Source organism: Paenisporosarcina sp. TG-14 (assembly GCF_000297555.1).
GTDB lineage: Bacteria > Bacillota > Bacilli > Bacillales_A > Planococcaceae > Paenisporosarcina > Paenisporosarcina antarctica.
The window spans coordinates 1-21,281 of sequence record NZ_AMGD01000081.1; the positions used below are offsets into that span (position 1 = coordinate 1).

Consider the following 21,281-nt stretch of genomic DNA (forward strand, 5'->3'; position numbering starts at 1 on the left):
CGCCCATGCTGGGCACACTAACACCTGGATGAGGAAGTTACCAACTTCCTCATCCATAAGAAACTAAAATCCTAACATCCACTTCGTATCAAATTTCAGTTCTTCAACTGAGTAAACCTCAATAAATTACCCTGTGAAAAGTCAGTTTTCAAACTGAACAAAAATTAAAACACCCCCAAGTAAGAGATGGTTTAATTTAGAATTTACTTATTCTTCTGGCAGCAAGACAATCTTTCCTAACTTCCCTGAGTTTTTAAAATAAAGTTGAGCTTCTCTTGCTTTTTCCAAAGGATAAGTCCGATCGATGACTGGTTTAATTTTACCTTCAGAAATAGCGTTAAGCATACGTTTAAATTCTCCCCTAGTGCCCAAAACAGACCCATAAAGAGTAATATGTTTTAAATACAAAGTTCTAAAATCAAGTTCTGTGTTCTGACCACCTGCAGACCCAGATGTACAGAATTTCCCACCCTTCTTCAGTACCTGAAGGGAGGTTGAGAACAAAGCATCGCCTACAACATCTAATACTGAGTCAATCGGACCACCATTTACTTCTATTATTTCTTTTGCAAGATTATCTGATTTATAAGACAAAACGTGTGTTGCTCCTAGTTCCATCATTCTTTCTTCCAAGTCTAAGTCACCAACAATAGCAATGACTTTAGCACCAAATACTTTAGAGGCAATTTGTACACTTAAAGATCCAACACCACCGTTTGCCCCAGTTACCATGATAGTCTCCCCAGGTTGAGCTTGAATTTGTTCAACCATATGCCATGCAGTCAAACCACTAACAGAGAAAACCCCACTTTCTGTATAGTTGGAAAGAGGCATATCAAAACATAGGTCAGCATTCCACACCACGTATTCCGCATATCCACCATCATATTCTGAACCAATGAAGGACATATCTTCTGAAATATGTTCGAACCCTTCATCTCCACTTGATGTGAATGGGAAAAGGACAACATCTTTTCCAATCATGGATTCCTCTACAAGTTTTCCTACCTTTACTATTCTCCCTGATATATCAGAACCGGGTGTTCGGGGAAATTGTACTCCTTCTGGTCGCCATCCGGACTTCGAACCAGTACCGTAAGCTCCTTCTCTCATCCAAATTTCCGTATTATTAATGGCACAAGCCTTTACTTTAATGAGCACTTCATTGTCTTTAGGTTCTGGCATAGCTAATTCAACTATTTCTAACTTATCTACATCACCGTATCCAGTCACTTGAACAGCTTTCATAGAGTTATCACCTTTCTATTGTTTGAGTTAGTATAAAATTTATTACATCCATAGCTTAAGTAATTGCACATAATTACTTTCAAAAAATATTTGCTATTCACTCGCTATTATTACCTTTATTAGCGTCTTATTCAACTATCCTTCCCTTAGTTGAACAACATCTGGATAATCCGTCCGTAAAAACATCAATTCAATCGCTGAACTGGCATACATCTTGCGTACACCCTAGGTTGACATAACCTCCCCTGAGTAGAGCAATATAGATCGTCATTTTTGCACCTCATCTTCTGAGACGAGTTTGATTAATAAGTGGTATTAGGAACACAAAAAGCTCACTCTCAACAGTGAGTGAGCTTTTCTTGTAACAGATAAGTTATGCCTAAAACTCAATGGTTTCAGGTGGTTTCCCACTTTTGTTCATTAGGCGAATGGTTGATGGTTTCACTACTAAAATCAGTAAATTTGGATCATCTGGACCCTCGAACCAATGCTTCATATTATCTTTCCATATTTTTTCTTTTAAACTTTCGTCTGTACTTTCACTAACTTTTCCTTCAATCTCTAAAAATGCATCTCCAAAGCCTTCTCCTTCATAGCCAATCAAAATATGCGTATACGGATTGGCTTCAATATCTTCGACTTTATGTGTATTTTTATTCGTTGGCGTGTAAAGTGTGAAGTCCTCATTATAGAACGTCATATATCTTGAATGGGGTTTGTTACTTTGTACTGTTGCCATTGTCCCAATTCGGCTTTCGTTTAAAATATTTAATGCTTGTTTTTTACTCACTTGAAAATCAGCTCCTTTGTGAAAGTATTCCTTTCACTGCCGTCACTTAAACATACCAATATGCTATTTTTTATCTACATATTGGTAAAGCTTATCGTCATTTTCATGCGCTTTTCCCCGACCATCCGTATTATTTGAAATAAAGTATAGTTCTTCTCCATTCGAAAAAACATCTCGAATACGCCCAAATCCCGTAATGGTCTCTTCCAGCTCTGCTGTCTCAACATTAACCACTAATATGCCTTCTCCACGAAGTGCTGCAATATATAATTTACCCTTATGAAAAGTCATGCCTGAAGGTGCCCATGTAGTTTTTTCACCTGAATGAAGTAGAGGCGATACGAAACCTTCACGCTCTTCACTGCCTTCAATTAGTGGCCAGCCATAATTCTGGCCTTGTTCAATTTTATTTATTTCATCTTTTGCAGATTGTCCATGTTCAGCTGCAAATAAAACACCTTCATCAGACCATGCTAGACCTTGTGGATTGCGATGACCAAGACTCACCGTTTCCCATTGATTATTAGCATTTAAGCGGAGTATTTTACCGTTTTTTGATGTTGGGTCTTGAGCTAAATTCGGATTCGATGCGTCTCCAATTGTCGCGTACAACAAATTATCGGGACCAATTTCAAGACGGCCTCCATGATGTACATTGCCAGTTGAGATCCCATCTAAATGTATGTCTGTTTCTTGCCAGACGTTTCCTTCTAATTTTAACGTCACAATACGATTGAATGGACCTTCTCCCTCATCATAATTGTAATAAGCAAATGCCGTTTTTGTTTCTGCGAAGGTAGGTTTCAAGATAAATCCAAGTAAACCCGCTTCAGATACATTAGCTAGGGGAGATGAAAATTCTACTTCCTGATGTTCGACTGTACCATCTGCTTTTACATAAGCAATCGTACCGACACGCTCAGATATGTAAAATTCGTCACCTACTTGATTAATTGACCATGGTACTTGAAGGTTTGTGGCCACTTCTTTAAAGGTTTCTGGTTTGGCGGTAGTTTCTCCTTCTGCTAGAAATCCACAACCACTCATAACAACAAGGCTTACTGCTAGTAAAAGTAATTTTTTCACTACTTGCCACCTCTTTCACTTATTTCACATGTTTATATATTGGATACGATAATTTGAATAAGTAATGCCACAGTTACTATGCGCAACAACGGTTTTACGTATTCTTTTTTCAACTTTCGTGCAAGATGAACACCTATTTGCGCACCACTGACGGATCCTATTAACAATGCAATCGTCACAGCCCACATAATTTTCCCTGTTGCTATGTAAGTAATGGATGCACCAAAACAGCTGGAAAAAATCGCAATGCGTGCGAGTCCAACTGCTCGTATGTATGAAATACCCAGATGTGATAACACATACATCATCAATGTGCCTGAACCTGGTCCAAAAACTCCATCGTATAGGCCAATCCCAAATAGAGTAACCCCATTTTTTTTATTTACCACGAGAGGTCGGTTTCCATTAAAATCACTCGACCCTAAAAATGAAGTCAGTAAAGCGAAGCTAAGCAATAAAACTGCAATAATTGTCATGGTACTCTCGGTTAATACAGATGCAACTAATCCTCCTGCAATCCCCCCTCCAAGACACAAAGGCATCATAATCATTGCTTCTTTCACAGTCACTTCTTTATATTTGTAAATCACGATAAAACTGGATAATGAACTGACTGTATTCGAGACTTTATTTGCTCCGATGGCGGAATGAACAGGAATTCCCATAACGAGCATGGCAGGTAAACTTATCAAACCTCCACCACCAGCGAGCGTGCCGAGCACATTGGCAATTAAACCAATGATCACTAACCAAATGTATTCCATGAGCATCCTCTTTCTAGTAACAGTTTGTTTATAACAACTTGAAATGGGTATTTTATGATTAACTAACTTTTAGGAGGAACTTACAATGACAAAAAATACTGGATTTTCAGACAAGCTTAAAGGCGGCGTAAATAAAACCAAAGGTGAAGTAAAAGATCAGGTCGGTAACGCGACAGATAATAACTCATTACAAGCTGAAGGTAAGATTGACAAAGTTAAAGGGAATGTACAAGAAAAAATTGGTGAAGCAAAAGAACGTCATACAAATAAGGAATGATAAAACAGTTGCTCTTAATTGAGGGCAACTGTTTTTTTGTAAACCATAAATTAGTAATCAATATCTATTATGATTGCTTTAATCTACAACAATTATTTTGGATACGATACATGTAAATGCAGAGCAAATTGTTGACCTTTAGCTCCCATGTGTCGACGACCTTCGTCTATAAAACCTGCTTTCATATAAACATGTTGAGCAGGTTCGTTATGTATATTCACACCAAGAACTACCTCATCAATTTGAGGAAATTGTTTATGGATAAAAGCTGGCAGGGCTTGAAGACCTTTCTTTGCGATGCCTTGTCCTTGATAATCTGGGTGAATCGAAAATCCACGAAATAAAATGGAGTTTGGATTGTCTGTGTAAAAGTAGCGATCATCACTGACATCTAACACAAAAAAGCCTACAATCATGTTTTCTGCTAAAATTGTGACCGGTAATTTAGATTGGGCATCGTTAGTAAGAAGGTCTAACGGAAGCGATGTATATTTCAGTTGTTCTGGTGGTAATGGGTAAACTTCGAATCCTGACTGGTGAATTGAATCATAAGGTACAAGTTTAATGGATTGTAGCATGATGGACCGCCTCCTTTAATTGTAATTACAGGAAATTAGTTCGACTTTAACGTCACTACTACGATTTCAGGCAAGTTGAATAATCGAATTGGGATTATACTGTTTCCAAGACCACGGCTGACAATAAGTTTCGACTGGTCCTGTTCATAAATGCCTGCTGTAAATTTCGGGAAATAGCCTTGTCCTGGAGCAACAAGCCCACCAACGAATGGGATTCGAAACTGTCCCCCATGTGCATGACCTGAAAATGTTACATCTATTCCAGCATCAACGTAAGCTTGAAAATCTTCTGGTCGATGCGCCAGTAGTAGCGTAAACGCATCACTTGGTACATTAGAAGCAGCAAGCATATCTGTAGAGACGTCTCCCATTAAAGGATCTTCAATCCCAGTCAAGGAAATGGTCTCACCATCACGTTCAATAGTAAGTGTTTCATTGGATAGAACGTGAACTCCTCGAGCTGTTAATTGTTCTTTAATTCGATCGACATCATTTGTAGCTACTTCATGGTTACCTGTTACATAATAAACATCAGCTAATTCAACAATTTGATCAATGAGATCTAAACTATTTTGTAAATCATAGCGATTGCTATCGATTATATCTCCTGTAATCACGATCATATCTGGCTTCTCTTGTTGAATTTTATTAACTAAACGTTGTTGGTTTTCACCAAAAGTAGCATCATGTAAATCAGACACTTGTACAATACGATATCCGTCAAAAGAAGCTGGGATTTGTGATGATTCAACTATGTGATTTGAGACAGTAAGCCAGTTATTATTGACGTACAAAAATACAATCAAACTTGCAATAACAAGAAAGTATTTTACTAGTTTTTTAAACATAAGGAGCTCCTTCTACTTAATACGCAAGACCAACTCTTGAATTGATAAACTGCGGGTCTAGCATTTCTTTGTAAGCAAAAAATGCTGTATCTCCGACTGATATTCTAACGCCATCCACCGGTAAGAAGTTGCGTTCTATTCTCCACTGTCCTATTGCTTCACCGTCAGGTAAATAAGTGGGACACACAATCGTCCACTCTAAACTCGTAGCGGCAAGTTGTTCGTATACTTTTGCATGCTCTTCTGCTGCAAAGGTTAAACGACGTTTAGATTCCGATGATTGGAATCGATATTCTTCAGGATTGGAACGGCTTTGCAAAATTCCTGCTGTGCCAATTGTGACAATACGTTTAACGTTTTCTTTATTCATAGCTTCTATAACTAGTGGCATTGCTTCAGTTAATGTCGTTGTTTTATCTGTTCCAATTGCACTAAATACAGCATCTGCGCCTTCAATTGCTTGATTTACAGAGGCATACTCGCGAATATCTCCTTGAAGGATGGTTAAGTTTTCATGTGGCGTTAATTTTGATAGTGTGCGCACTAGTGCAGTCACGTGAAGTCCATCTTCGAGTGCACGACGTAAAAATTCTTTTCCAACTCTTCCAGTTGCACCGAATACCGTAATATTCATGGAAATCCCCCCCAAACCTATTTTATATAATCATAAAGCAATTTAAACTTTCTGGCTAACGAGGTTAAATCAATGTCATAGAAAATAGTATAAAAGACGACTTTACACTCCTAATTAGGAGCTACAATTTCCAACTTCATGCGATCTGGATCTTCGAAGAAAACGGCATATACATCCTTACCTGAAGCATACGGGTGTCTGTCTTTGTAGAGAATATTCGTTCCTTGTCCCTCTAAAATTCTAGTGATTTCATCCACTTGCTCACGTGATTGTGCGTGAAACGCGAGATGATTAAGTCCTGTTTCCGACCTATGGTAGCTAGCCTCTAAGTGCTTTTCGATTGTTTGAACAAATACTAAATATGTATGATCGAATATATAACTAAATCCAAATTCCCATTCTTGATACAGTGTATAGCCCAGTTTCGGCAATAATAAGTCATAAAACTCTCGTGATTTCTGTAATTTTGAAACGTTCATTTCTACGTGATGTAACATGTTGTATCCCCCTTTATATCTAGAATACCATAGTAAAATTTTTCTGCTTTTTCTAAAAGTATTATCAGCAATGAAGACAATATGTATGATTTCTTGAGTGAATAATAATAGGCGGCAACCCTCCCAGACGTTGGAAGGGTTTTTTCTTTGCTTTATTTGAGATTCTCCTAAGTTTTAATTTTCATCAAATCCAACACTGTGACGATGCCCACTAAACCTAGTTGATCAGAGATAAGCAAGGCTTCTAGTCTTCTGCCATTGGCCAGCGACTCTTTAAATATTTCTTCAGCCTCGAAAATGGACATTTCACGGGGAACGAAAAGATGATTCTCCTTTTTATTTTCATGTTTAAGTGTGGATTCTACTGTTATTTCCCAGGAAATATCTCCTTTTTCGACATTGTTTGCAATCCAAAACATAAGTCCCACTGATGTAAATAAACCAATAAAAACTTTCCCATTATACACAGGTATTTGTAAATATTGTTTTTCTTGAATTATTAGTAAAGCGTCCTTTAACGTATCTTTAGCTTGGAGGATGCTTACGTTTTTTTCAAACATTTCACCTACTGTGACCGGCCTCGCTACCGCCTCACCAATTAATTCAAGTGCTTCGATAATTTCATCGTGAGGTTCTGCAATTGCATATTCAGTAGATGTTTTATGATGTACTATCGCATTTCGCAGAGTGGCATATTCACGTAATTTTTCTTCATATCTACGGATGATTGCATTTTTACGCTTAGAAAGATCAACTAATTTATGAAATGATAAACGATCGGTAGTTCCAATAATTTCTTTCATTGATTGTTCCATTCGACGAAAAGCCGTTAAGAAGCGATCAGAATTTCTAAACTTTGTCTGCTCTTGTGAATCCATCTTTAATTCCTCCCATTGTTACTCATTTCTCATTTCATTCGCCATAGTTTGCTTATTATCTTTTGATTTTATTACAATTGATTTTAGAGGAGGTGTTACATTTGGAGAAAGTAATAAATTGTCCTTTTTGTCATCCAGAAAATGATTCACAACAATACATCATATTTGAAAATAAGTATTGTCGTTATTTACAACATCCAGATCATCAAACCATTTTAGAAGGTAGTGGACTCATCGTTCCAAAAATCCATCGCCAAACAGTGTTTGATTTAACTCCTGAAGAATGGGGAGCCACATACGAATTAATGCAACAAGTGAAAACATATGCCGACGACAATTATGCACCCGACGGCTATACGCTAGGTTGGAATGTGGGGGAAGCTTCGAATCAATCAATCCCTCATGCTCATTTTCATATCCTTCCTCGTTTTGAAGACGAACCTTTTGCCCGAAAAGGAATTCGTGCATGGTTCAAATCAGAGGAGAATCGCAGACCCGGAAGATAAAAGCTTCAAGTACTATTGCAGAAAAAAAAGCAGAAAAACCACAGAAATATCTAAATTTTTAGTCATTTTAAAATACATATTTCACACCTGCTGGAGCAACCTAAACTTGAAAGTAAAATTAGGTTGATACAGGAGGAAAAAATTTGTATATGAAATCTTTATTATTCGCTATTTTAGCTATGTTTATGCTTACAGGATGTGGAACTGATAATAATGGAGGTGCCATTGGTACTCAAGAGGAACCAAGTGGGCAAGAAAGAGAATTCGTACCAGAGTCAATGACGGAAGATGAAAAATCCGATATGTCAAATACAAATAAGTGATGATTTTTCAAAAGACAGTCCCTCTCCATTTTATTTTGGAGGGGGATTTCAATTTTCACTAAACTGATTAACCACAAGTTAGGTGCTTTAGAATAGGTAGATATAGACATTTAGAAGGAAATTCACATGCAAACATACTACACCGGTTACGATTTTTTTAATGTGGCCACTATTTTTTGATGAAAACGTTCTGAATATAACAACCTTAAATAAACTATTATTATCAACATTTTTTGTATGTAAAAGTATGGGTTTAGAAATATTTAAATTAAATTTTATAACAGTTTTGTTTTTATTAATCTGTTATAGTACAATGAATTTAATAAAAAATTAATGGGGGTAGTAAAAATGAAAACTTTAGAATTTTACCGGAACTTACCTGAAAAAGAATGTCGTGAATGTGGATGTAAAATTAATGAGCAACATGAATCATATTTATACGAATGTGAGCATTGTATGGGTAAACATGAAGAGTAAATAATATGGTTTTGTTTGAAATTATAAAAGCAAAATAAAAATGAGTATTATAGAGATCGTAGACAAAAAAACTCTTGTGAAGAGAAGAATTTTGAGATATTAATAATAAGCCGGTTACTCAAAGGTACAGTGATGGATGATCTATTAGTATCTTTTTTACAAGAACTTGGCATCTGCATCAATTCTAGGGAACCAATAGTACTTTGAGTTTCTGTTCAAGCGAACGCAGGTGTTTCGCGTATTCATAAAATCCACTGTTCGACATAAAGACACACTGAAGGTAAAACACCTTCAGTGTGTCTTTATGTGCTTGGTTACACTATTAGTTCTCGCTAATTTCACTCTTAAGAGTTTTTAATATTTACAGCCATAAGTGTATTCCAACACGGCTTTGGCCGTCGCGTTTGCTGTTTTGACAACAACTTTCCAACAATTTTTGTACAACCTGGATCGGTATTCTGTCAACCTGGCACAGCATAGTGTCAACCTGGAGCGTCATTCTGTCAACCTGCACAACATCTCTGTCAACCTGGCACTCATGATAAGCATGTTTTTAATTCGTTGCATTTCATTTTGGAATATATTTCAATTTACACTTTAGTTTTAGATGCATTGCGTTTTGACATCCATACGCCAAAGGCTAACAACGCTATGACTGCCAAAATCGTTACTACAATGCTCAACCAGAAGTGAGTTACATCTGGTGATCCTGTCAACCACTGCGTCGCATAGGTTGATAGCTTCCATGGTGACACAGTCCAATAAGTCCCTAGTAAGGAATCTATTATTTGAACCCCCAACACCAATCCGAGCGATACTCCAGCAGCGCCTCCTGTTGGTAACCAGGCACTCGCAGCTAAAATAACAGTCACTACAAATACAATCCATACACTATAGGTACCAGCGAATGCAAAGAAATCCGCAGCGGCGACATTTCCAAATAATAGCTCCGTGTAATACCAACTCGTCAATAACCCGAGCCATACACTTCCTAACACAATGATGCCGACAACTTTCCACTTACTAAGAAAATAGCTTAAAAATGAAATCGGTCGAACGTAAATTAATGTCCCCGTTCCATCCTTTCGTTCTCTCGAAATTGTCCCCATAAAAGCAAGTACGATGACCAGCATGCCAATGAATTGATACTGTCCCATTGTGGACATCAGAATTTGCGCGGGTGTAAATTCAGGGAATGGGAACATCGCGTCTTTTGGTATATTTCCAACTGCCTCTAATATTTGAGGCAAGTAATAATTAGTTACCGGTTCAGTGATCCCGAAGAAAATGAAAATCAATGGAATCCATAAGATTTTAAAGTTACGGGTGTTTTCACGCCACTCCTTTTGGAATAAAACCAGTAAATCTCTCATGCGTGTCCCGCCACCTTCATAAAGATTTCTTCTAAGCTAGACGTTTGACGCTCGACTTTCCTAACGTCTAGTCCACTAGTAGCTAAATAAGCCAACAGTTCTTTCATCTCTGGCAATTCATTATTCATGTTAATAAAGCCAAATCTCCCTTGATAACTTACTTTCCATGAAGCCCTTGCGGCAAAAGTGAGCGCATCTTGGTCACTCGTAAATTCCACGCGATAACGTGGTGTATCATACTTCGCTCTCACATCTCCTAGTGAACCTTGTTCTACTAATTCACCTTTTCGTAAAAACAGTAGTTGATCCGTCATCTCCTCAGCATCATTCAATATATGAGTAGAATATAAAATCGTCATGTTTTGTTGCAAGCTTTTCAATAAATTCATAATTTCACGTCTTCCGACTGGATCGAGTGCGGAGACTGGTTCATCCAGCAATAATAATTTTGGTTTATGCACAATGGCCTGCGCTAATCCAAGGCGTTGTTTCATCCCACCAGAGAAAGTACCGGTTTTTTTCCGTAACGCTTCCCCTAGCCCTACAAATTCGAGCGTTTTTTGTGCTTCCAGCTTTGCATGACGTGACTCCATTCCACTTAGTTTCGCGGCCATTTCTGTAAACTCTAATGCTGTTAGCCAAGAGAAAAATTGAGGATACTGTGGAAGAAATCCTATACTTTTTCGAACATCTGCATGTTCTTCACCATTTAATGAAATCACACCTGCTGTCGGCTGTAATAACCCCGCTAACATCGATAATGTCGTCGTTTTTCCGGAACCATTAGGCCCAATTAAAGCAGTCGATGATTTATCAGTAAGTGAAAAGCTCACTTCATTTACAGCCGCTTCTGACCCATATGTTTTCGTTAAGTTATGTGCTTCTAAAATTGTTGTCATGATTGTTTTCTCCCGATAATGAAGTAAACAATTGGCCCCAAAATATTAATGAAAATAATGACTAATGCCCACACCCACTTAGGTCCGTTAGTCTGAGATATTTTTAATAAATCAATAAGTGCAATAACTACTAATAAAAGTTGAATAATAAATATTGGCGCGATAAGCCCCCATGAAATGTTCTCCAGAAAATCCATTTCTACCACTCCTTTTTCAAAGTAATGTTGCTATCAAAAAAATACTACCAAATAATAAGACAAGGAAAATCCAACTGCCTTTATGTCCCATATTTACAGTCCAACCAATCCCAAATCTTTTTTCAACCAAAATACTCGGATCATTTTTATTCACATAAATTAAGCCTAACTTCCAATATTGATCATCGTCCGTATCAATAACATCTACAGCATCCACATCTTGCTCAGACACCGCAATTCTTGTACCGCTCTGCCCTACTTTTACAGTGTAGTAAAGAACGGATCCCAGTATGATGACTAAAAAGCCTAGTGTGAAACCTAATGTAACACTTGAAGACATCGTTTCAGGGTAAATTATCGTCAATTGTAGATAGCCCATCAGCAAAGTTACGGCAATCGCTACAACAAATAATAACCAACTTGAATATTTCCGAAAAGCAAGTTGTTGCTCACGCGAACGTTTCTTATGTCGGACCTGAATCTTCGCACCCGATTGTTTCATGGCTCCATTGAAAAATAGCATCATCCCTTGAAGAATAAGTGTCATGAAAGGTAAAGCACTTACCGAAATCCAAGTTTTTTCCGCGAATGCATCTGCTTCGCCGCTTGGTCCCCAATGTGTTGGAATCTGATTAGGTAGCGTGTCGTATTGGCTTAACCCCAAAATACCTAAACCGAGAGTTATAAACATGGGTAAGACAAAGTACACATTTGGTAGCAGTTTAAGTTGTTCGCGAAATTGTAGGTCTACCACTTTTCGCTCACTCTGGCCCTCAGTCCACTTTTCGTCTTTCTTCCAATTGGCTAAGGCGATATGGTTTTTTGCATAAAGTCCCATTGAGAAAAGTAATGCCACTATTTGAGCGGCCATCCCAACATAAACAACTTTTTCTTCAGCGGGACTAAACATCCAAAGCCAACCGATAAAAATCGCAAGAATCACTATGCCACTTGTTAAAACGAGTTGTGTATAGCGGTTTTTCATCTGTTCCAGTCGTTTGTCTTTGACGTGAGTATCGGGAATGTATATCCCAAATGCTTCACTGTCTTTTAAAAACTTTGGTAAGAAAGCTTGAATGACAATAATGAAAATTAAAATGACCATAAACATGACGGCAGCCATTACTTTTCCTCCTTCAAGTCTATACTAATTTCTTTTATTAACAGCTCGATTTCTGCTGAAGACATTTGTAAACAAAGTGCTTCTGCAACAATTGGACGTAATTCTTTTATCAAGCGTAGACGATCTAGTTCAGAAGCTTTCCGAACTCCATTTTCGTGAATGAATACGCCTTTTTTCTGTACAATTCGGATGAATTCCTTGTCTTCTAAATAGTGATACGCTTTATTTACGGTATGCATATTCATGCCAAGGTCTGCAGCAAATGCGCGAACAGATGGTAATGAATCGCCCGGTTTCAAGCTACCCTTCGCAACACCTTCAATAATTTGTTGGGCCAATTGCAAATAAATCGGCATGGCCGAATTCGCTTCAATTTCAATAAACATATGCGACCCCCGCTTGTTCTATTAATACTAGAACAGTTTTGTTATACATAATATAGAACAGTATTTCATTACTGACAAGTTTTATTTTTTGCTTGGTTTACAATCTGTTTTTCATACGTTACAATGAAGCCGTTCTTAAACATTTAAAAAACTACATACGATTACTGCACTAGGGGTGCTATATTTTTGGCTGAGATGAGAGCATTAGCTCCGATCCCTTAACACTCGATCCAGGTAATACTGGCGTGAGGAAGTGCGGCGACTTTTGCCCAACTTTTCTTTGAGCAAAACAGCTGCATTCCACGTCGAATGTGGCTATTTTTATGTTCAAAAACGGTGACTTTGGGATAACTTCTTCTCTAGTCACACCAATTTGAAGGAGGAGATGGGAATGAAACAAGAGTTTAGTTGTGGGATTAGTCCAATTGTGGGGTTGCGGTTTTCAATTCACCCAATGGCAGACAATTTTATTAAGATTATTAAAGGGGCTCGACGCGAAGCGGATACATCAAATGTCTGGATGCATACCGACGACGTAAGTACAGTCATGCGAGGTAAACAAATTCACGTCTTTGATACAGTGAGATCCATCGTGTTATATGCAGCGAAAACAGGTGCACATGTGGCATTTAACGGAACCTTTTCGATTGGCTGCCCTGGGGATTCTGCGGGAGATGTTTACTTAGAGAAAGATGATACCTTGTTAAACGAACCTCAAATTCGGGAGATTAAACAATATGTATCATCACAGTTTGCGCTCTATCCAATGAATAACCCTGACTATATGTCAGTCATTTATAAAGAAGTCGCTCGTGCAAAAGAATATGGTGTTTTTAATGACTCGATGCATTATGCGAGTGGACTCCATGGTGATATTCACGAAGTATTTGCGTTCCTAGAAGAATCCTTTACACATGCTCGTTCAGAACAACATAAACACTTAGTGATGACTGTTAACATGAGCATCAATAGTCCTTCTCACAAAGGAGAGGCGTAGTATGTTGAAGTCATGGAAACTGAAAGAAGTCGTTTTAATGTCAGTACTTGCCGTTGTGTTTGCTGTTGTGTATTTACTATTTGTCCATGTCGGAAATATTTGGGCAGGTTTAATTGGTCCGATTGCGTATGAATGGATGTTTGGGATTTGGTTTATCGTCTCCATTATTGCTGCTTACATCATTCGAAAACCAGGTGCCGCTCTATTGTCGGAAACGATGGCTGCTATGATTGAAGTGATGATTGGCAATGCAGTTGGTCCGCGCTTGATTTTATCAGGTATTGTTCAAGGCTTAGGAGCAGAAGCTGCATTTGCAGCAACTGGTTATAAACGCTATAACTGGTGGGTACTGTGTTTAGCTGGTGTCGGTTCCGCAGTCTTTAGCTTTGCATTCGGTTTTTTAGTGTCTGGTTACTCAGCGCTTGATCCTTCTTTGTTAGTTTTAATGTTTACGCTACGTGTCATAAGCGGGGCTGTCATTGCAGGTTTAGGTGGCAAGTATTTATCGGACGGTTTACTCGCAACTGGTGCTCTTCGTGGATATGCGATTTCACGTGAAACATCTAACAAGCACAAAATAAAAGGTGAGGCCCTTGGTTAATAGCCTCCTTACAAGATCAACTATTAAAACAGAAGCTACTCAGCCAATTATTAACTTCAAAGATGTCACTTTTCAATTTCCAGACGATGAAGTGCCCATTTTCAGAAATATTTCTTTCTCTATACAAAGTGGGGATAGAGTCGTTTTATTTGGTCCTAGTGGATGTGGGAAAAGCACCTTATTGTATTTAATGAATCGCCTGTACCCCGACAATTGTGATGGTGAAGTTGAAGGATCTATTTCCCTTTGGAATAAAGATGCGGCGACTTATGCTGCTGGGGAAATTAACCGTCGAATTGCAACTGTATTTCAAGATCCTGATACACAGTTCTGTATGCCAACCGTTGAACAAGAGATGGCTTTCACATTAGAAAACTTACACGTCTCGCGCTTAGAAATGGAGCAACGCATCACCACTACACTCGAAATGACAGGACTTTCTGATATTCGTCACTCGACCATTCAAACGTTATCTGGAGGAATGAAACAACGTGTAGCAACCGCTTGTGCGATTTTAATGGACCCGGAAGTGTTGTTGCTCGATGAACCTCTTGCCCATCTGGATCCAGTAACAGCGCAACATTATGTCGAATGGTTAGATGCTTTGCAATTGTCACACGCTTTAACGATTGTCGCGATTGAGCATCGCCTAGATGTGTGGGGGACATTTTTTAATCGTGCAGTTCATGTCACAACTTCAGGGGCCTTTTCCATTGAAGAAAATCCGACACGATCTCCTATCGTTTTCCCGAAACGAAAATCCACTATTGAACCGGAATTAGCGTTTGAAGCAAGAAATGTAAGTGTCCATGTAAAAGACAAACAGTTGTTAAGGAATATTTCCCTCAGCCTCAAACGAGGGGAAATTGCCGTACTTGCAGGCCCTAACGGCAGTGGGAAGTCTACTTTTTTAAAAACAGTATGCGGTATCTTAAAAAAATCACAGGGACGTATTGAGAGCGGAAACAAACTTCCAGGTTACGTTCCACAGTCACCAGAGCATTTGTTTGTCACGCAACGCGTAGCAGAGGAAATCCGATTTTCTAATCATGCAAACGATGAAGAGATTTCTGACATCATGACTCGACTACGTTTGAATGAAATTGAGCAAGCGCACCCTTTTGCAGTCAGTCATGGTCAAAAACGACGCGTGGCCATTGGTGCAATGCTTGCTGATAAAAGACCTGTCCTATTGCTAGATGAACCTACATCCGGCCAAGATGCTGCTGCTCTCCTAGAATTATTTCATTTAATTGATGCCCGAGCAAAAGAAGGATTAGCTGTGTTGATTGTGACGCATGATATGACGTTTGCAGCTGCTATTGCGGACACTGTTTTTTTAATAAACAATGGTGAATTAAGTGGTCGTTTTGAAAATGATGTGTTGTGGCAACAATCAAAGCTGTTAACCCATCACAAATTGGCGTCATCGAACGGAGTGATTTCACATGGCTAGTCGCGCATGGTTACACGCTATGAATCCTAGTTTGAAATTTATTTTAGTTTTAGTTTCTATGTTGACTTTAGCCTGGTTTTTCAATCCATGGACTCCTTTCCTGTTCTTCACAGGTGTCATTCTTTTGCAACTGTTGTTTAGTCGTGTGAACTGGAAGATTTGGTGTTTGTTTATGATTCCCATTGGATTTACCGCGATCGGTTATTTATGGACGACTGTGTTATTTGCAGCTGATACAAGTGGCGAAGTCATTTTCGTATGGCGTGGGTTTGAAGTGACTAATGTACAGTGGAATACGGCTTTATCTTTAGCTTTCCGTGTCTTCGCTTTCTCATCTATGTCGATGATGTTTGCATTTACAACTGATCCGGTGAAATTTGTGATGAGTTTAATGCAACAGTTACGCCTATCCCCCAAACTCGCGTATGGCGTGATGGTTGGCTATCAGTTTTTACCCGTTGTAAAAGATGAACTCATTCAAATTCGCCATGCTCACCGATTACGGGGAATTGGTGAAGAAAAACATATGTGGCAACGACTATTAGGCATGCGAAGATTATTAATTCCATTACTTGCAGGAGCAGTACGTCGTGCAGAACGCACCGCCTTCGCTATGGAAGCACGAGGCTTTACTGGCGAGCGACGTTCTACGTATTACGAACCTATTCGCATCGTAGGGCGAGATTGGTTGTTGACAGCAATCATTATGGGTTTGTTACTAGGAAGTTGTGTGGCAGGATTGTTACTTAGTTACTAATGAACATATACAAAATCGCCTAATGACACAAACTGTCAAAAGGCGATTTTTTTCATAGCTTTTGCATCCATACTATAGGGGCTATGGAGGGAATTCCATGATTTTTGGTATAATGGAGTGAAGGAGCTGAACATCATGAACATACATATACGAAAAGCACGTCCATCAGATGCTGAAATAGCTGTTCCCCTTATACTGGAAGCTATAGGCGATATTGCTGAGCAAATGACTGGCGAAAAGGAACCCGCTGCCGTGCAAAAAGAGTTAATTCAATTGTTTAAGCGCGAAGACAATCGACATTCCTATTTAACAACTTGTATTGCACAAAGAGACGATAAGATCATGGGCGTAATGGTGCTGTATTCTGGAGCCGACGCTGTTCGTTTAGATGCGAACTTAGTGACGTGGTTACGTGAAAAATCTGGAGATTCTATTATAATCCCACCTGAAGCACGTAAAGATGAATACTATGTTGATACAGTCTCCGTAAATCCTGACTTTAGAGGGCAAGGTATTGGCAGTTTATTACTAGCTCACGCAGAGCACCTAGCGCGTGACACTGGCTTTTCTAAAGTTGCACTTAATGTAGAACTAGAAAAAGAAGCAGCTATTCGTTTATACAAACGGGTTGGGTATCACGTAGCAGAACCTTGGGAAATCTATGGTGGAGCCTTCCATCACATGGTTAAAGTTCTGTGAAAAATTTCAGCTATGAGGTATGAGAAACTTAGTTATGAAGTATTTTACGTATATAATAGAAGATATTACCCACTTTATTGCTGGATTTCAAATATAATTAAGAATAATTATTTATACTAATTGGAGGAAATGAACTAATGAATGAATTACCAAATTGCCCAAAATGTAATTCCGAATACACATACGAAGATGGCAGTCTTTTTGTTTGTCCAGAATGTGCTCATGAGTGGACTTTGGAAGTAGAAACAGAAAAAAGTGAAGCTAAAAAGATTTACAAAGATGCAAATGGAAATATCTTAAACAATGGGGATTCTGTAACCGTAATTAAAGATCTAAAAGTAAAAGGGACTTCATTAGTTATTAAAATAGGGACTAAAGCTAAAAATATTAGTTTAATTGATGAAGATCATGATATTGATTGCAAAATTGATGGTATTGGAGCTATGAAATTAAAATCCGAATTTGTTAAAAAAGTTTAAACTATTCCCTACTTAAACACTTTTCCGTTTTTGTGGGGATTATATATTTGTATGCAAGCGCCCCCTTAGTCCTCCACCTCCCTATCTTCCTGTTCCTATAGTTAATCAAGAAAAATAATTCTGATTTCCGTCACAGCAGTTAATATGATTTTTTGCTACAATGGCATGAAACAATGGAATCGAGGCGCATGATAAATGAAACGATTTTTTGCAATAGGCTCAATCCTTGCAGCACTGACGCTAAGTGCGTGTGGAATCAATGAAGAACCGAAACCAACAACTTCTGATGAAGTACCTGAAATACTAGAAGTTGATTTAACTGTCCCAGAAGCTGCAACTGTAGGAGAAGAAGTATTCTTTACTGCAGTCGTTAGTCAAGGTGGGAAAATTGTAGAAGATGCTGATGAAGTGATGTTTGAAGTCGTGAACTTGACTACTGGTGAAAAAGAAATGATTGAAGCTACATTAAATAAAAACAAACACTACGAAATTAAATATACATTTGAAACAAACGACTTGTATGATATTACGTCACATGTGACAGCGCGTACCATGCATACGATGCCTACAAAACAAATAAACGTAATAGGTGGAGAAAATGCTACTACGACTACTGAAGAAGAAGCATCACACGGTGAAGATCTCCATCAAGAACAAGTTACAACGATTGATTTTACAGAGGGAACGACCACTGTTGGAAAAGCTACCATGTTAGTAGCCAACGTTTCACTATCGGACGCACCACTTGAAGATGCGCGTGTTCAATATGAAATTTTCCGTAATGATTCTCACCAACATACATGGGTGGATGCTCAAGAAAAAGAAGCTGGTGTTTATCAAACAGAATTTACATTTACCGAGTCAGGTACCTACGATATAGAAGTTCATGTAACAAAAGGTGATAACTTACACGATCACGAGAAAAAGACTTACACCGTTAAATAAATATAAACAGGGTTATCCGTGAGTGTATGTCACTCACGGATAACCCTTTTGTTGTTCATCGCAACTTTGAGACCAACTCCAACTTGACCAGCAAATTTTCAACTGACCCCTTTTTCATCCAAAAATACCATTATCCATTAGCATTTGACCTTTAACAACATTCCATATTTTTACTATTACAACGTCAATACCGATTTTTACAACGTGGAGGTCTATTATTACAACGTGACCTTCCATAATTACAACGTGACCGCCAATATTTACAACTAAGCTACTTTGAGCGATGTATTTTTAGGCAGCAACTGTCGCGCATTCGCCGCAAAATCACAAAAATAAATGAGGAGCTCTGTTGTGAGCCCCTCATTTCATCTCTTTATACTTCACGATTCCAGTGACGATGCGCTGTAACTGCATCTACAAACGCTGGTACTTCTCCGCTGTTTACAACGCCAGGATTTCCTTTTTTTGCTTCAAGGATAGATACTGCGTTTAAGGTAGCTCCAATTGCTTTATAGTGATTAAATGCTTCCATTACGTACCGATTACATTCTTTTTTGAATTTCTTATCATCACTCATGCTTGCTACATAAATCGCGTCAAACAAAACTGGATCAGTCGTTATGAATGTTTGAGCAATTGGTAGTGTACCGATGTTCCCCAGTTTATCGCTAACAATCTCTACTTTTAACCCAGAGTCTTTAAATTCTTGCACGACTTTTCCAAGCTGATTTACATCACCGTTTCGATTCGCAATAACAGCAACTTTACGTGTACTTGGTTTCTTCACCATGTTTTCTTGACTTAGGGCAGGTGATGCTTTTGTAATAGCAGAACCACCACTCGTTGGCGGATTTGCACCGACAGAATCTGCAATCACTTTCGCTAGCTCTAAGTTAACGTTTGCAAACATATCAACCGCTTGTTGCTTAACCGACTTATTTTTTACTTTCCCAATTTCAAAGCAAAACGCTTCTGCAATATGTTCTTTCTCGACATTACTCATACTGTTCCAGAACAACGTCGCTTGTGAGAAGTGGTCTTTAAAACTATCACTTCGATTGCGTACTATACGACCTTCTACCTTCTCTTGGTAATGCTCGAAACCACCTTCTTCAGGACTTGAAGTCGCAGGTGTATTGCTCGCTAGAAAATTGTTATGATAACTCACTGGACCCTTATTAATCGTCATTCGGTTATAACCGTCCCGTTGATTGTTATGGAAAGGACATACCGGTTGGTTAATTGGGATTTCATGAAAGTTAGGTCCACCTAGTCGAATTAATTGCGTATCGGTATACGAGAACAAACGACCTTGCAAGAGAGGATCATTTGTAAAATCGATACCTGGAACAACATGTCCCGTATGGAATGCCACTTGCTCTGTTTCAGCAAAGACATTGTCTACATTGCGATTGAGTGTCATTTTCCCAATAATTTTGACTGGCACATCTTCTTCCGGCCAAATCTTGGTCGCATCTAACACATCAAAATCAAATGTAAATTCATCCGCTTCTGCCAGTATTTGAACACCTAATTCGTATTCAGGGAAATCTTCACTTTCAATGGAGTCGTATAAATCACGACGATGGAAATCTGGGTCTTTTCCACTAATTTTTTGTGCTTCATCCCACACCAATGAATGAGCACCTAATACTGGTTTCCAATGGAATTTCACAAAATGAGCTATACCTTTTGCATTTACAAAGCGGAAGGTATGTACACCGAAGCCTTCCATCATACGGAAACTTCGGGGTATACCGCGGTCAGACATCAACCACATAATCATATGTGCTGACTCTTGGTTATTGGCGACAAAGTCCCAAAATGTATCATGTGCAGATGATGCTTGTGGCATTTCATTGTGTGGTTCCGGCTTTATTGCGTGAACTAAATCGGGAAATTTAATCGCATCTTGTATAAAGAATACTGGCATGTTGTTACCGACTAAATCATAGTTACCTTCTTGCGTATAAAACTTTGTCGCAAATCCACGTACATCTCGCACTGTCTCAGCTGAGCCTTTAGATCCTACAACTGTTGAAAAACGTACAAAAACAGGTGTTTTCATAGACGTATCACATAGGAATCCTGCTTTCGTATACTGCTCCATTGATTCATACAATTCAAACTCACCATGTGCTGCGAATCCTCTCGCATGTACAACGCGTTCTGGAATTCGCTCATGGTCGAAATGCGTCATTTTTTCACGAAAATGAAAGTCCTCCATTAACGTGGGACCACGTAAACCCGCTTTTAAAGAAAACTCATCTTCTGACACTTTCACCCCTTGATTCGTCGTCATCTTTTTATTACGGTCATCCACTCGAAATTGCTCTAACTGTTCATCTTTTCTATTTTTCCCCATTTTAATGCCTCCTAAAGTACATGGATTGTTTGTTTTCTGTATAGTTTTTACCATTAATGACCTATTCGAATCATTTTTAGCAAATATAAAAAGCCCAC

At 38.6% G+C, this 21,281-nt stretch carries 26 protein-coding genes and 1 riboswitch; of the genes, 11 read left to right on the forward strand and 15 right to left on the reverse strand.

The window, feature by feature from the left end; all coding sequences use genetic code 11:
* Nucleotides 1–207 precede the first annotated feature (207 nt).
* From C406_RS0117445 to C406_RS0117460, 4 genes are all read right to left on the reverse strand, one after another.
* Nucleotides 208–1,248, reverse strand: coding sequence for a zinc-binding dehydrogenase (locus C406_RS0117445; RefSeq protein WP_017381944.1), 1,041 nt, complete (start codon nucleotides 1,246–1,248; stop codon nucleotides 208–210).
* A 379-nt stretch (nucleotides 1,249–1,627) separates the two neighbouring features.
* The gene (locus tag C406_RS0117450; RefSeq protein WP_017381945.1) at nucleotides 1,628–2,038 is read right to left on the reverse strand and encodes a pyridoxamine 5'-phosphate oxidase family protein; all 411 of its coding nucleotides are present in this window, start codon (nucleotides 2,036–2,038) and stop codon (nucleotides 1,628–1,630) included.
* Between the two features lie 63 nt (nucleotides 2,039–2,101).
* The gene (locus tag C406_RS0117455; protein WP_017381946.1) at nucleotides 2,102–3,124 is read right to left on the reverse strand and encodes a PQQ-dependent sugar dehydrogenase; all 1,023 of its coding nucleotides are present in this window, start codon (nucleotides 3,122–3,124) and stop codon (nucleotides 2,102–2,104) included.
* A gap of 32 nt (nucleotides 3,125–3,156) precedes the next feature.
* The gene (locus C406_RS0117460) at nucleotides 3,157–3,888 is read right to left on the reverse strand and encodes a sulfite exporter TauE/SafE family protein (protein WP_017381947.1); all 732 of its coding nucleotides are present in this window, start codon (nucleotides 3,886–3,888) and stop codon (nucleotides 3,157–3,159) included.
* A gap of 85 nt (nucleotides 3,889–3,973) precedes the next feature.
* On the opposite strand from C406_RS0117460, the gene C406_RS0117465 reads away from it, so the two are divergent.
* The gene (locus C406_RS0117465; protein ID WP_017381948.1) at nucleotides 3,974–4,165 is read left to right on the forward strand and encodes a CsbD family protein; all 192 of its coding nucleotides are present in this window, start codon (nucleotides 3,974–3,976) and stop codon (nucleotides 4,163–4,165) included.
* A 92-nt stretch (nucleotides 4,166–4,257) separates the two neighbouring features.
* Here C406_RS0117465 and C406_RS0117470 read toward each other — a convergent pair whose 3' ends face one another.
* The 5 genes from C406_RS0117470 to C406_RS0117490 form a co-directional block, all read right to left on the reverse strand.
* Nucleotides 4,258–4,743, reverse strand: coding sequence for a GNAT family N-acetyltransferase (locus tag C406_RS0117470; protein ID WP_017381949.1), 486 nt, complete (start codon nucleotides 4,741–4,743; stop codon nucleotides 4,258–4,260).
* A 35-nt stretch (nucleotides 4,744–4,778) separates the two neighbouring features.
* Complete coding sequence (locus tag C406_RS0117475; protein ID WP_017381950.1) at nucleotides 4,779–5,591, reverse strand: metallophosphoesterase; 813 nt, start codon at nucleotides 5,589–5,591, stop codon at nucleotides 4,779–4,781.
* Between the two features lie 16 nt (nucleotides 5,592–5,607).
* Entirely contained in the window at nucleotides 5,608–6,225 is a 618-nt protein-coding gene (locus C406_RS0117480) for an NAD(P)-dependent oxidoreductase (RefSeq protein WP_017381951.1), read from the reverse strand.
* Between the two features lie 110 nt (nucleotides 6,226–6,335).
* Nucleotides 6,336–6,722 carry a VOC family protein gene (locus C406_RS0117485; RefSeq protein WP_017381952.1) on the reverse strand — a complete coding sequence of 129 codons (387 nt, stop codon included), beginning with the start codon at nucleotides 6,720–6,722 and terminating at the stop codon, nucleotides 6,336–6,338.
* Nucleotides 6,723–6,889: 167 nt separating this feature from the next.
* Nucleotides 6,890–7,600: a CBS domain-containing protein gene (locus C406_RS0117490; protein WP_017381953.1), complete on the reverse strand. Its 711-nt coding sequence runs from the start codon at nucleotides 7,598–7,600 to the stop codon at nucleotides 6,890–6,892.
* A 101-nt stretch (nucleotides 7,601–7,701) separates the two neighbouring features.
* Here C406_RS0117490 and C406_RS0117495 point away from each other — a divergent pair, with 101 nt between their 5' ends.
* The 3 genes from C406_RS0117495 to yhfH all read left to right on the forward strand — a co-directional run bounded on the left by C406_RS0117495 (nucleotide 7,702) and on the right by yhfH (nucleotide 8,906).
* Nucleotides 7,702–8,106: an HIT family protein gene (locus C406_RS0117495; RefSeq protein ID WP_017381954.1), complete on the forward strand. Its 405-nt coding sequence runs from the start codon at nucleotides 7,702–7,704 to the stop codon at nucleotides 8,104–8,106.
* A gap of 149 nt (nucleotides 8,107–8,255) precedes the next feature.
* On the forward strand, nucleotides 8,256–8,429 hold the full coding sequence (locus C406_RS0117500) for a membrane lipoprotein lipid attachment site-containing protein (protein WP_192812632.1): 174 nt from the start codon (nucleotides 8,256–8,258) through the stop codon (nucleotides 8,427–8,429).
* Between the two features lie 348 nt (nucleotides 8,430–8,777).
* Nucleotides 8,778–8,906 carry a protein YhfH gene (gene yhfH, locus C406_RS20355; RefSeq protein ID WP_017381956.1) on the forward strand — a complete coding sequence of 43 codons (129 nt, stop codon included), beginning with the start codon at nucleotides 8,778–8,780 and terminating at the stop codon, nucleotides 8,904–8,906.
* 590 nt (nucleotides 8,907–9,496) lie between these two features.
* On the opposite strand, the gene C406_RS0117510 is transcribed toward yhfH, so the two are convergent.
* The 5 genes from C406_RS0117510 to C406_RS0117530 are packed head-to-tail and all read right to left on the reverse strand — an operon-like array spanning nucleotide 9,497 to nucleotide 12,884.
* A complete protein-coding gene (locus C406_RS0117510) occupies nucleotides 9,497–10,279 on the reverse strand; it encodes an ABC transporter permease (protein WP_017381957.1) in 783 nt (260 codons plus the stop codon).
* Nucleotides 10,276–11,178 (reverse strand): ABC transporter ATP-binding protein, encoded by a 903-nt coding sequence (locus C406_RS0117515; RefSeq protein WP_017381958.1) that lies wholly within the window; start codon nucleotides 11,176–11,178, stop codon nucleotides 10,276–10,278. Before C406_RS0117515 ends, C406_RS0117510 begins: the two co-directional genes overlap by 4 nt.
* Entirely contained in the window at nucleotides 11,175–11,375 is a 201-nt protein-coding gene (locus C406_RS0117520; RefSeq protein ID WP_017381959.1) for a PLD nuclease N-terminal domain-containing protein, read from the reverse strand. The genes C406_RS0117515 and C406_RS0117520 overlap by 4 nt, the downstream gene beginning before the upstream one ends.
* Before the next feature lie 16 nt (nucleotides 11,376–11,391).
* Nucleotides 11,392–12,498 carry a DUF1648 domain-containing protein gene (locus C406_RS0117525; protein WP_017381960.1) on the reverse strand — a complete coding sequence of 369 codons (1,107 nt, stop codon included), beginning with the start codon at nucleotides 12,496–12,498 and terminating at the stop codon, nucleotides 11,392–11,394.
* Nucleotides 12,498–12,884 (reverse strand): GntR family transcriptional regulator, encoded by a 387-nt coding sequence (locus tag C406_RS0117530; RefSeq protein ID WP_017381961.1) that lies wholly within the window; start codon nucleotides 12,882–12,884, stop codon nucleotides 12,498–12,500. The genes C406_RS0117525 and C406_RS0117530 overlap by 1 nt, the downstream gene beginning before the upstream one ends.
* 161 nt (nucleotides 12,885–13,045) lie before the next feature.
* Nucleotides 13,046–13,153, forward strand: a riboswitch (TPP riboswitch).
* A 122-nt stretch (nucleotides 13,154–13,275) separates the two neighbouring features.
* Here C406_RS0117530 and C406_RS0117535 point away from each other — a divergent pair.
* From C406_RS0117535 to C406_RS0117565, 7 genes are all read left to right on the forward strand, one after another.
* The gene (locus C406_RS0117535) at nucleotides 13,276–13,881 is read left to right on the forward strand and encodes a YkoF family thiamine/hydroxymethylpyrimidine-binding protein (protein WP_017381962.1); all 606 of its coding nucleotides are present in this window, start codon (nucleotides 13,276–13,278) and stop codon (nucleotides 13,879–13,881) included.
* 1 nt (nucleotide 13,882) lies between these two features.
* Nucleotides 13,883–14,482 carry an ECF transporter S component gene (locus tag C406_RS0117540; protein ID WP_017381963.1) on the forward strand — a complete coding sequence of 200 codons (600 nt, stop codon included), beginning with the start codon at nucleotides 13,883–13,885 and terminating at the stop codon, nucleotides 14,480–14,482.
* The gene (locus C406_RS0117545; RefSeq protein WP_443146809.1) at nucleotides 14,466–15,938 is read left to right on the forward strand and encodes an ABC transporter ATP-binding protein; all 1,473 of its coding nucleotides are present in this window, start codon (nucleotides 14,466–14,468) and stop codon (nucleotides 15,936–15,938) included. The genes C406_RS0117540 and C406_RS0117545 overlap by 17 nt, the downstream gene beginning before the upstream one ends.
* On the forward strand, nucleotides 15,931–16,695 hold the full coding sequence (locus tag C406_RS0117550; RefSeq protein ID WP_017381965.1) for an energy-coupling factor transporter transmembrane component T family protein: 765 nt from the start codon (nucleotides 15,931–15,933) through the stop codon (nucleotides 16,693–16,695). The genes C406_RS0117545 and C406_RS0117550 overlap by 8 nt, the downstream gene beginning before the upstream one ends.
* A 135-nt stretch (nucleotides 16,696–16,830) precedes the next feature.
* Nucleotides 16,831–17,394 carry a GNAT family N-acetyltransferase gene (locus C406_RS0117555; protein ID WP_017381966.1) on the forward strand — a complete coding sequence of 188 codons (564 nt, stop codon included), beginning with the start codon at nucleotides 16,831–16,833 and terminating at the stop codon, nucleotides 17,392–17,394.
* Between the two features lie 137 nt (nucleotides 17,395–17,531).
* Nucleotides 17,532–17,873, forward strand: a complete 342-nt coding sequence (locus tag C406_RS0117560; RefSeq protein WP_017381967.1) for a zinc ribbon domain-containing protein YjdM — start codon at nucleotides 17,532–17,534, stop codon at nucleotides 17,871–17,873.
* A 195-nt stretch (nucleotides 17,874–18,068) separates the two neighbouring features.
* Nucleotides 18,069–18,818 (forward strand): FixH family protein, encoded by a 750-nt coding sequence (locus C406_RS0117565; RefSeq protein WP_017381968.1) that lies wholly within the window; start codon nucleotides 18,069–18,071, stop codon nucleotides 18,816–18,818.
* A gap of 373 nt (nucleotides 18,819–19,191) precedes the next feature.
* Here C406_RS0117565 and C406_RS0117575 read toward each other — a convergent pair whose 3' ends face one another.
* Nucleotides 19,192–21,183 (reverse strand): catalase, encoded by a 1,992-nt coding sequence (locus tag C406_RS0117575; RefSeq protein WP_017381970.1) that lies wholly within the window; start codon nucleotides 21,181–21,183, stop codon nucleotides 19,192–19,194.
* Nucleotides 21,184–21,281 lie beyond the last annotated feature (98 nt).